Annotated in this window: 11 protein-coding genes; 5 read left to right on the top strand and 6 right to left on the bottom strand. The window is 46.3% G+C overall.

Annotation, left to right across the window (positions count from 1 at the left end; translation table 11 throughout):
• Positions 1-446: 446 nt before the first annotated feature.
• Positions 447-1,202: a GerMN domain-containing protein gene (locus QUA50_RS24135; protein WP_333263773.1), complete on the top strand. Its 756-nt coding sequence runs from the start codon at positions 447-449 to the stop codon at positions 1,200-1,202.
• Between the two features lie 115 nt (positions 1,203-1,317).
• Here QUA50_RS24135 and QUA50_RS24130 read toward each other — a convergent pair whose 3' ends face one another.
• The 3 genes from QUA50_RS24130 to efp form a co-directional block, all read right to left on the bottom strand.
• Positions 1,318-1,710 carry an ArsR/SmtB family transcription factor gene (locus QUA50_RS24130; protein ID WP_006631662.1) on the bottom strand — a complete coding sequence of 131 codons (393 nt, stop codon included), beginning with the start codon at positions 1,708-1,710 and terminating at the stop codon, positions 1,318-1,320.
• Between the two features lie 30 nt (positions 1,711-1,740).
• A complete protein-coding gene (accB, locus tag QUA50_RS24125) occupies positions 1,741-2,298 on the bottom strand; it encodes an acetyl-CoA carboxylase biotin carboxyl carrier protein (protein WP_333263772.1) in 558 nt (185 codons plus the stop codon).
• Between the two features lie 199 nt (positions 2,299-2,497).
• Complete coding sequence (gene efp / locus QUA50_RS24120; RefSeq protein WP_333058573.1) at positions 2,498-3,055, bottom strand: elongation factor P; 558 nt, start codon at positions 3,053-3,055, stop codon at positions 2,498-2,500.
• Positions 3,056-3,494: 439 nt separating this feature from the next.
• On the opposite strand from efp, the gene QUA50_RS24115 reads away from it, so the two are divergent.
• From QUA50_RS24115 to thiL, 3 genes are all read left to right on the top strand, one after another.
• A complete protein-coding gene (locus tag QUA50_RS24115) occupies positions 3,495-4,619 on the top strand; it encodes a peptidylprolyl isomerase (protein WP_333263769.1) in 1,125 nt (374 codons plus the stop codon).
• Between the two features lie 246 nt (positions 4,620-4,865).
• A complete protein-coding gene (locus tag QUA50_RS24110; RefSeq protein WP_333207430.1) occupies positions 4,866-5,180 on the top strand; it encodes a hypothetical protein in 315 nt (104 codons plus the stop codon).
• Positions 5,181-5,212: 32 nt separating this feature from the next.
• Positions 5,213-6,208: a thiamine-phosphate kinase gene (thiL, locus tag QUA50_RS24105; protein ID WP_333263766.1), complete on the top strand. Its 996-nt coding sequence runs from the start codon at positions 5,213-5,215 to the stop codon at positions 6,206-6,208.
• Positions 6,209-6,257: 49 nt separating this feature from the next.
• Here the strand turns inward: thiL and QUA50_RS24100 are convergent, their stop codons facing one another.
• The 3 genes from QUA50_RS24100 to QUA50_RS24090 all read right to left on the bottom strand — a co-directional run bounded on the left by QUA50_RS24100 (position 6,258) and on the right by QUA50_RS24090 (position 9,062).
• The gene (locus tag QUA50_RS24100) at positions 6,258-6,902 is read right to left on the bottom strand and encodes a hypothetical protein (protein WP_333263764.1); all 645 of its coding nucleotides are present in this window, start codon (positions 6,900-6,902) and stop codon (positions 6,258-6,260) included.
• 381 nt (positions 6,903-7,283) lie between these two features.
• The gene (locus QUA50_RS24095) at positions 7,284-8,456 is read right to left on the bottom strand and encodes a cysteine desulfurase family protein (protein WP_333263762.1); all 1,173 of its coding nucleotides are present in this window, start codon (positions 8,454-8,456) and stop codon (positions 7,284-7,286) included.
• 201 nt (positions 8,457-8,657) lie between these two features.
• Entirely contained in the window at positions 8,658-9,062 is a 405-nt protein-coding gene (locus tag QUA50_RS24090) for a DUF7682 family zinc-binding protein (RefSeq protein ID WP_333263787.1), read from the bottom strand.
• Between the two features lie 191 nt (positions 9,063-9,253).
• Between QUA50_RS24090 and QUA50_RS24085 the strand changes: the two genes are divergently transcribed.
• Positions 9,254-10,918: a DUF655 domain-containing protein gene (locus tag QUA50_RS24085; protein WP_333263759.1), complete on the top strand. Its 1,665-nt coding sequence runs from the start codon at positions 9,254-9,256 to the stop codon at positions 10,916-10,918.
• The last annotated feature ends 78 nt before the right edge of the window (positions 10,919-10,996 follow it).

Genomic DNA, 10,996 nt, shown 5'->3' with positions numbered 1-10,996 from the left:
TGCTCCTTCCATCAATGGCTAAGTTTTAGTTTTTGATTAACAAAAAGCGCTCCTAGAAATAGGGGCGCTTTTTGTTTGGGGAAAAATATTTTTATCGACCTGTTTCTATGCGTTAAATCCCTTATATCCCTTACCCCCCTTACCTCCCTTGCCTTCCTTCTTCCTTTTTACTTATTTTTTCTTCCTTTATTCTTTAATTTTTTATGATTACTATAGAATATAGCCACTAGGCCGATCGAGATACTGTGACATACTCCACGGCGAAATCTTATATTATGGTCTAGGATTCCAATAGTCGGATTCAGAATATGTTGGGCTTGCTATAAAGTGTTCGCTAGCAGCAATGCAATTGTGTCAATTCCAGAATCTAACCATAGACAAATGTAGCTGATCGGGAGTCGCTCCTCACCGTCCCAAGCGCTCTATCTGTAAGGAGAATTTGTATTATGAAAGATGGACAAGAAGTACGCCGCGTCTCCACAGCCGTCATTGCCGGTGCTTGCGGGTTGGCTTTACTGACGGGAGGGGGCATTGCCTGGTTGACTGCGAACCGTTCGCCAACCCCTGCAGATACGCCGTCTTCTGCTCAGACTACGGCTCCGCCCCTTTCCCCAATTCCTGCGGAATCTCCTGCTGTAGTGATCCCCGTACCCCCTCCAAATCCTGTACAAGTGCCACAGGTTCAGACGCCGCAGGTTCAGACGCCACAGGTTCAGACGCCTAACGCTCTGTTGCCAAAGTCACCGCAGCCAAAGCCTTTGCCGCAGACTGATGTCCAGACTGTGCAAGTCTACTGGGTTAAAGATGCCAGCGGCAAATTTGAGGGAGTTCCTACGAAAGTAGCTGTCAAACAAGCTGACAAGCCTGATGCAGCTTTACAAGCTGCTTTTAACAGTTTGTTGGCTGGGCCGAAGGATGGAACTGTTTCTAGCGAAATTCCTAATGGGACAAAACTCAGGGGTTTGAGTGTTAAGAATGACGGAGTTTATGTCGATTTGTCGGCAGAATTTACTTCGGGGGGAGGGAGCAATTCGATGACTGGCCGATTGGGGCAGGTTATCTATACGGCTACGAGTTTACAACCGAATACCAAGGTTTGGATTTCCGTGGAAGGCAAGCCTTTAGAACTTTTAGGTGGCGAAGGTTTGGAGGTGGCTCAGCCGAGTACCCGCCAAAGTTTTGACAAAAATTTTCCCCTTTAGTAATTATGAGTCATTAGTTACAAGTGATTAGTCATCGGTCTGAAGGCCGAGAATAGGAATTGATAACTGATGACTCATGACTGAGGATTGAGGATTGAGGACTGGCAACTAATTTTCAGTGCTTCGTAGTTAGGCTAAATGCCCGAAAGTGTAGGGCTTGCTGTTCGATCCGGCTGGCAAGCCGATCGCACACCATATTACACAGCTCAAAAATTAACTCGTCTTGCACCTTATAATAAGCTGAAGTCCCTTCACTCCGGCGAGTGAGGATACCAGCTTGGAGCATGAGTTTTAGGTGCTTAGAAACATTGGCTTGACTCGTTTGAGTAGCTTCCACCAATTCTTGCACGCATTTTTCGCCGTCGCGAAGCAGGTTCAAAATTCGTAAACGCATGGGTTCGCTCAGAATACTGAAATACTCAGCAACTTGTTGCACAACCTCTTGCGGGACAGGCTGGGATGACTTCATCAAACTCACCGGAGAGAAGTGATCGGGAAATATTAGCATTTATTCTGTCCATAACAATAAAGTAATCCTTCAATCCGGATTAATTCGCATCAACACTTGACCGTATTCGACAGGTTCGCCATTTTGAACTAAAATTTCCATCACTTGACCGGAGACTTCATCAGCATCGATCTCGTTCATCAGCTTCATCGCTTCGATAATACAGACTGTCTGGCCGACCTTGATACGATCGCCCACATTGACAAAAGGAGGCTCGTCAGGAGCAGCAGCGCGATAAAAGGTTCCTACCATCGGCGAGATAATGGACACCCATTTGGTATCGACAGAAGCAGGTACGGCAGCGGGTACAGCGACAGGGGCGACGGGAACAGGGGCAGGCAGATCCGCTGCTAAATTTTGGTCAACAGCAGGAGGTGACGCTAAGGTGGGACTAGGAACCGCGCCCAAGGCGATCGGAGCGACTGTCGCCACGGCAGCAGGGAGCGAAGCAGAGGTGCCTGGTGAACTTGCCAGAATGCCTTTGCGTACTGTCAGTTCAATATCCCCACTTTTTAAGGTCAGTTCCGAAATGCCAGTTTTGTCTAATACAGTTAGCAGTTCGCAAAGCTGGTTTAAGTCTAGTTGCACAGCAGATTCAAGGGTAATTGAGAATTGAGAATTGAAAATTGAAAATTGAAAATTACGAATTAGGCGAAGCTAGGAGTATCAACGACTGTGGAGGAAAAAGGGATAGTTTTTAAGCTGTGAGCGATGAGTATTGAATTTGAAATTCTTTAACTCATAACTCAGAACTAAAAACTAAAAACTCCCTTTTATTCCCTCGTTTCTACTCTCTGCCGAGGTACTTGTCTTCACGAGTATCAATCCGAATCCGTTCTCCAATGGAAATAAATAGAGGCACCATAACCTGAGCTCCGGTGGAGACGATGGCGGGTTTGCTGCCACCAGTGGCAGTATCTCCTTTGACTCCGGGATCGGTTTGCAGCACTTCCAAGACAACAGAGTTGGGCAGTTCCACTTCCATGATTTGGTCGTTCCAGCGCAGGATGCTGACTTCCATCCCTTCACTGAGGTACTTGACACGATCGCCTATTTGCTTAGCATTGAGGCGACTTTCCTCGTAAGTTTCCATATCCATAAAGACGAACTCGTCGCCCTCTTTATAGGTATGCTGCATCACGCTCTTTTCCAGGTTGGCTTGAGGCATAGTCTCGCCCGCCCGGAAGGTTTGTTCTACTACGTTTCCGGTTTGGACGTTTTTTAATTTTGTCCGCACGAAAGCCGAGCCTTTTCCTGGCTTGACGTGGAGGAATTCGATAACCCGCCACACGCCGTTATTCCATTCAATTGAAACACCTGGTCGAAAGTCGTTACTGGAGATCATATAAATTTTTGCGGGCAATCCCGTCGCCTTGCCGGCACGGGGGAACTACAGTGAGTCGATTTTAGATTTGAGATTTTAGATCTGAGATTTACTCCACAGATGAATTTGGGAGATGGAACCTCGGTCTAAAATTTTGATCTCTCCACGACAGGAGTCTGGGGATTGTATCCGTTTTTGAGCGGGTCAGGTGAAAGCCGCAGTCTAGCTGACGGCATCAAAAAGCAATTGGCATTTTATTTTACCGTTCAAAGGGAGCAAGTGCTGTACTGAAATGTTAACGGCAGTGGGCAGTGGGCAGTTGTCAGTTGTCAGTTGTCAGTTGACTGTTGTTAGTGGGCAACTCCTCCCCAGCCGAACGAACAGACACTTTAGATGGGTAGCAGCAAAGGCGGGCGGGCAGCGCTGTGGGAAGATAATAGAGGCAATAAAAGTTAAAGTTATGTTGCATTGGCCTAATTTCTCGATCGATACGTGCAAGCGCTGGGTCAAAACCGTCGCTTTAGCACTCTTGCTGTTCACTCTGTCTCTGAGTTTCAGTGCAGTCTCCCATGCCAAACGCCCCAGCAGCAGTATGCCTGCAGGGAATGCGATTACAGACGGGCGGGCGCTGCTGCGCTTCGCTTTACCTATTGACAATCAGACTGTGCGAGAGTTGCAAATCAGTCTCGAAGACATTGGCAACCACATACGATCTAAACGTTGGGGGCCTATTAGCAGCGATGTCAGTAAAGCTTCCAGGATTCTCAACCTTCGGGAATCTGACCTTTTAGAGAGTATTCCCGACGCCAAAAAGCCGGAAGCTGAGGCGCTAGTTGCAGGAGTCAAGGAGAAAGTTGCTCAACTGGAAAAGGCTGTTGAGGCTAAAGACAGGGACAAAGTGATTGACTTGAAAGCCACAATCCTAGGTTCGGTAGGCGAAATCGAAGAGTTGATGGTGACAAAGTTTCCGTTTGAAGTGCCTGCCAAGTATGGTAATCTGCCTCAACTGAAAGGGCGCGCTACTGTGGCCGTACAAACTGAAAAAGGGGAAATTACTGTTGTGGTTGACGGCTACAGCGCCCCGGTTACGGCTGGTAATTTTGTGGATTTGGTCGATCGAGGTTTTTATGACGGTTTGCCGTTTATTCGATCGGAAGAATCCTACGTTTTGCAAACGGGAGACCCCGAAGGCAAGGAAGAGGGTTTTATTGACCCAGCTACTGGCAAATACCGGAATATACCGCTAGAAGTGCTCGTCAGGGAGGAAAAAGAACCTATTTACGGGATTACTCTAGAAGATGCGGGGCGCTATCGCGACGAACCTGTTTTGCCTTTTTCTGCTTTCGGTACTGTGGCTATGGCCCGTACAGAAACTGACCCTGATAGTGCTTCTTCTCAGTTTTTCTTTTTCTTGTTTGAACCTGAACTCACGCCCGCTGGCCTGAATCTGTTGGACGGCCGCTATGCTGTTTTTGGCTACATGATTGAAGGAAAAGAAGTTTTAGAGCAACTGAAGCAGGGAGACAAGATTGTTTCTGCTAAGGTAGTTAAAGGAATCGAAAATTTGGTGCGACCTCAAGTTTAATTAATGACGGCGATTGAAATCGCTTTTACACCAAAGTGACGGCGATTGAAATCGCTTTTACAGAAACAAAGCCCGCCTGCGCGGGCTGAAAAAATCAATATTGACAGGCATTGAAATCTTTTCTAAATAAAGAAAGGTAACGGCGATTGAAATCACTTTTACACAGACAAAGCCCGCCGGAATGAGGCTGGAAGAAGAGATAATTTTTATAGTTTTGTTATTTAAATTAGGAATTAAATCGAGAATATGGCTATTTTACAATTTTTATTGGTAATGGGTTTGGGCGGATTCGCAGGCTTGTTGATTGTAAAAAATGTGAATGAAAACAAGCAAAAGCAGCGGTTGGATGAGGCTTTTTATCAGTTGTTGGAAACTCAAAACAGTCAAATTTCGCTGATTCAACTGGCGGCTAGTGCTAGGGTTGAGGCTGAAGTTGCTCAGCAGTATTTAACTCGGCAAGTTAAGATTTTTTCGGCGATTTTAGAGGTAGATGATGAAGGAGATACTTTTTATAGGTTTCCTAGGTTGCGCTTGCCGCCGAGTTCTGGTAAGGAATGGTGAATTGAGAAAGTGCGATCGACTAATTCAAAATTATGCAAGTTAAAGATATCGGTGAACAAGGTCTTTTAAGAATATTGCAAAAATTCTGCCCTGCAGAGATAGTGGGTGATGATTGCGCCGTAGTTCCGACAGATCCCAACCAATCTCTCGCTATCACTACAGATATGTTGGTGGATGGAGTGCATTTTAGCGATCAAACTACGGGGCCTTATTACGCAGGATGGCGCGCCGCAGCGGCAAATTTGTCGGATCTGGCTGCGATGGGAGCAACACCTCTGGCGGTGACTGTAGCCCTCGCTGTGGCGGCGGATACGGCTGTGGAGTGGGTTGAAGAGTTTTATCGGGGGATGACGGCTTGCTTGCAAGAATATCATACGCCGATCGTCGGTGGCGATGTTGTGCGATCGCCCGTGGTGACGGTGGCGATTACTGCTTTTGGGGAGGTTGAGTGCGATCGTACCATTAGTCGGTCAAATGCGCGATCGGGCTGGGCGATTGTCGCTACTGGGATTCACGGAGCCTCCCGCGCCGGATTAGAATTGCTGTTAAATCCAGAATTCGGGCAAAATCTGGAAAAGGTCGATCGAGCTTCTTTAATTCTCGCTCACCAGCGCCCTAAACCGAGGCTGGATGTTTTGCCGGTTGTTTGGGAAATTTTAGATTCTGCGGGTGAGTTTTCCATCGCAGGAATGGACAGCAGCGACGGTTTAGCAGATGCGATTATTCAAATTTGTCGGGCTAGCGGTGTTGGCGCAAAAGTCGATCGTACAAAAATACCCATTCCCGATATTTTCAGCAAAATCGTATCACCCGAAAAAGCTTTAGATTGGGCATTATACGGTGGGGAAGATTTCGAGTTAGTGCTGTTTTTGCCGATCGCAAATGCTAAATTATTAGTCGAAAAAATCGGTGATGGTGCTGCGATTGTGGGAACAGCTACCGAGAGCACCGATATCTGGTTGACGGATAGCAGCGGCATTTATCCTGATACTGTATTAAAGCTCGATCGAGGATTTCAACACTTCTGAATTATCTCGCTTGTCCCCATAGGTGGACTTGGTTTGACAAGACGCGGTTTCACTCGCCTGTTTTTTTGCTGTTATTGTAGGCAGTAGCCAGATTATTTTGAGTTTGCGTCCATTTTTCACTACCGGGTTCCCGATTATTTAAAACTATTTGATAACCAGTCATGGCAATTTCAATATTATTCGCTCTATTCCCACTGGGAAAGTCACTAATATGAATGCTCAAATTTTCAATAAGACCGATAATTGAGCTAATTGTTTCTGAGTTTTCGCCAGCAATTAACTTCTGCGCCACTTGCTGTAAAGTCTCTGCAAAACTGGCATTGAGGAGATGTTGTCGCCCTTCCAGCATGGGGTAAATTACTGCTATATCCCCGTTGCTATCTTGTTCTGCTTGCAATAATTCTAGGAAAAAATTTGCATACTCTTGGAAATTTTCACTCTTCGAGTTATTGCTATCTCCGTCATCGTTCACCTCGATGAGTTCCGCTAGGTAACTGGCTAAACGTCGGAGGAATTTAGCGCCATTTTCTCCTCCTTGTTCTGCCAAGGTTGATGCTACTAACTCGCAAGTTTCCAGAAATCCGCGATCGAGTAATTCTGAGTTATCCTGTAATATCTGCGCTTCCTCTCCGTTGGGGGCATTCAGCAGGGTGTGAATTAATTGCAGATAGGCTTGGGCGCGGTTTTCTTCCATTTTGGGGAGTTGTGAATAACACCGGGATTTATTTTAGCATGATTTTACGATATTTTGTAGGGGCGGCTTCGCCAACCATATATAACAATTACCAACCATCTATATAAACCCGCCCTGCCACCACCGATAACCCACGTCAACCTAAAATTTGCCTCGCCTCGCCCAAATGTAAATGATGATTGTTGGTTGGGTGGGGGCGGGTTTTTGAGATTGTTTATTTCAGGCAATTATGGTTGGTGAACCCGCCCCTACAGGATGTATGAAAGATTATTTTGATTGGGCGCGGCTGGTTAAAAACCGGGTTTTTTGGAGATACTTCATTACAGTCGATAAAAATCGTAAAAACCCGGTTTCTTTGGTTTTTAACCGCAGATTTTCCTGCTAACGCCTCGATAATGCTACCTTGGGCATTAATCTATCCAAAATTTGCTCGATCGCAATTGCTGTCCAATCAATATCCGCTTCTGTGGTTTCTCGTCCCAGACTCAAGCGAATTCCGCCAACAGCCATAGTTTTGCTATATCCCATTGCCAACAAAATTGGACTGGGAGTTATTTTGCCACTGTTACAAGCAGAACCAGAACTAATCCCTATTCCTGCTAAATTTAGCTGTCGCACTAAAGTTTTTCCTGTCACTTTCCCTGTGTCGCCGTCGGGAGAAACAATGCAAAAACTGACGTGGTGAGGCAGCCGACAATATCGATCGCCAGTTGGTACTAAACTGGGTACGTGGGATAATCGGTCAAAAAGCCGATCTCGCAATCCAATTAACCTCGGCGTTTCCACATCTATTTCCTGCAAAGCTAACTCTGCGGCCACCCCAAAACCGACGATTGCCGGCAGCGCTTGTGTCCCGGAACGCAGTTTCAATTCTTGGCCACCACCGCCCAACATTGGCACTAATTCTACTCCCGGACGCACGTAAAGCGCGCCTGCACCTTGCGGCCCGTAAAGTTTGTGACTGGAAAGAGAAAGCAAGTCTACGGGCAGTTTCTGCACGTCAATCGGCAATTTACCGGCAACTTGAACTGCATCGGTGTGAAATATGATATTGCGATCGCGCGCAATTTGTCCTAATGCCTCAATTGGTTGCAGCGTGCCAACTTCGCTTTGTCCGTAAATGATGGAAATTAACACTGTATTCGATCGCAGCGACTCTTGCAAATCCAAAGGGTGAATTCGCCCAAATTTATCCACCGGTAGGCGCGTCACTTCCCATCCCAACTGTTCGAGTTGTCGCGCCGGTTCTGCTACTGCGGAGTGCTCTACGCTGGAGATAATAATATGCTGCGGCTTTCTATAAAGACGCGCAATTCCCATAATTGCCAAATTGTCGGCTTCAGTGCCGCCACTGGTAAAAATCATCGATTCCGGTAGCGCGTTAATCAAGCTAGCAACCTGCATTCTTGCTAATTCTAAAGCTGTCGCCGCCCTTTGTCCCCACTCGTGCAAGCTGGAAGGATTGCCCCAATGCTGAGTCAGGGCTTTTTGCATTGCTTGAATCGCTTCTGGGCGTGCGGGTGTTGTGGCGCTATAGTCGAGGTAAATTTGCATGATTTTAAATGAAGAAGGAAGAAGGAAGAAGGAAGAAAGAAGAAAGAAGAAAGAAGAAGGAAGAAGGAAAAAGGAAGAAGGAAGAGATACACAGCAAGCTTTTTAGCGATCGCTATTTTACCTTTCAGGTGGATCTACTTAATGACTAATAACCAATGACCAATGACTAATAACCAATGACTAATAACTAATAACTAATTACTAATGACTTCCTGGTTTGCAGACGTTGTAGTCTTCGTGCGACAAAACTTTTTGGGGAATTAAGAAAGTGCCGCAATCTTCACAAAGCATCCTGTAGTTGCGAGTTACAGGAATACTGACGATCAAACGGTTGTGACGCAGGCGTTTGCCGCCGAAATCTCTGTAATTCTTATTTTCGCCCAAAGCTGCTATAATTGTTCGGGCTTTAGTGACTACGTGGTCGGGCAGACCTCTGAGATCGATGATATCTCTAGCAAATGATGCTTCCCTCTCTTGTTTTTTGGTTTGTTTTTGTGTCAGCACTTCAACGTAATGCTGCTGCGCCACCAACTCTTGCGTGCAGCGATGGCACGCTTTACCATATCCTTTGTGACCGCACGGAAAAATTCTTTTTCTTTTAGCCATAAAGCAGCGGTATAGGGTTTGACCCACGCCCCTGAATGCTGCTACCCTACGAGTGATGCTTCCGGCATCGAGGCAGTTCTACAAGACGCAAAATCTATTCCCTTTCATAAATTTAATAGGTTGTAACTTTACTCGATCCCATAGCTTTGAACTGTGGTTCGGCTAATAACCTCTATATTTTCTATAATTTTGTGGCTGTGTTGTATTATCATTTACTCGGTTTCTGTTGTGCTGGGCTGGTGGCGATCAATCTGGCGGGCTGCGGACAAACAAAGCAAGACGTGCAGAATTTACCTCTCAGTCTGGCTCCATTGCCTCAAGACCCCTTGTTGCAAGTATACTTCAATCAGTCGATCGCTTCGAGTTATACAGAGCCTTACCGCCAGCAAACTAGACCGGGAGATGATTTGGAAAACTCGATCGCTGTGGCGGTCGCTAGTGCTAGATCGACGGTAGATGTAGCAGTTCAGGAGTTTCGATTGCCCGGTATTGCCAGAGTTTTGGCCGAACGAGGGCGATCGGGAATTAAAGTGAGATTAATTGTCGAACATATCTATAGTCGTCCTTGGAGCGATTTTACAGCCCAGGAACTAGCGAAATTACCGGAAAGAGAGCGCGATCGTTATACCGAATTTGTGCAACTTGCCGATACGAATAAAGACGGTAAATTGACTGCAGATGAAATCAAGCAAAACGATGCTTTGGTAATTGTCAAAGATGCTGGAATTCCTGTAATTGACGATACTGCTGACGGCAGTAAAGGCAGCGGTTTGATGCACCACAAATTTGTGGTAATTGACGGCAAGACCGTAATCGTCACTTCTGCTAATTTTACCACAAGCGATATACACGGCGATTTCAAGACACCAGCAAGTCGCGGCAATGCGAACAATTTGCTGAAAATTGAAAATGCTCAAGTAGCGCAACTATTTACTCAAGAATTTAACATCATGTGGGGCGACGGGCCGGGAGGCAAACCGGACAGCAAGTTTGGCATCAAAAAGCCCTTTCGTCAAGTGCAAAAAGTAAGAGTAGGCAATTCGACAGTGGCGGTGCAATTTTCGCCGACTTCCCAGACTTTGCCTTGGGAAAAAAGTGTTAACAGTTTGATAAATCGAACTTTGGGTAGTGCGAAAAAGTCGGTTGATTTGGCACTGTTTGTATTTTCGGCTCAGCGGTTGTCAAATACTTTGGAAATTCAAGCTAGCCGGGGAGTTGCGGTGCGAGCTTTAATTGACTCTAATTTTATTTATCGCCCTTACAGTGAAGGTTTGGATATGATGGGGGCGACTTTGATGCAAGATTGCAAGTTAGAAACTGACAATCGCCCTTGGAGAAAGCCGCTGACTGCGGTGGGAGTGCCGCTGTTACCGATGGGCGATCGCCTGCACCACAAATTCGGCGTTGTAGACGGCAAAACGGTGCTTACAGGTTCTCACAACTGGAGTGAGGCGGCAAATCACGGGAATGACGAGGCGCTGCTGGCGATCGAGAGTCCCACAGTTGCAGCCCATTTTGAGCGGGAGTTCGATCGGCTTTACAAAGGTGCAATTTTGGGAATTCCCGCCCGAATTAAACAGAGAATTGACGCTAAGAAAAAAGAGTGCGATTCACTACAAGCAGCATCAAAACCTGCGGATGCTCAACCTCAAATTGCTGCGGGTAAAAAGTTAGTTAATTTGAATGCAGCGAGTCAGGAAGAATTAGAAACTTTGCCGGGGGTTGGCCCGAAGTTAGCCGAGAGAATTATTGCAGCGCGGAAACAGCAAGCTTTTACCTCTTTGGAGGATGTGGCACGGGTACAGGGAGTTGGGGACAAGATTTTAGAGAGATGGCGCGATCGAGTAACTTGGTAGTTAAGTTCGTACTCCTGAGATGTTGCACGATTCTCTCTTAACAGGCAAGATGCCTGTTCCACAAGAAAATTAACTCTT

Source organism: Microcoleus sp. M2_D5 (assembly GCF_036701935.1).
Lineage (GTDB): Bacteria > Cyanobacteriota > Cyanobacteriia > Cyanobacteriales > Microcoleaceae > Microcoleus.
Note: the sequence above shows the minus strand (reverse complement) of the source record. Positions and strands in the feature narration are given on the sequence as shown.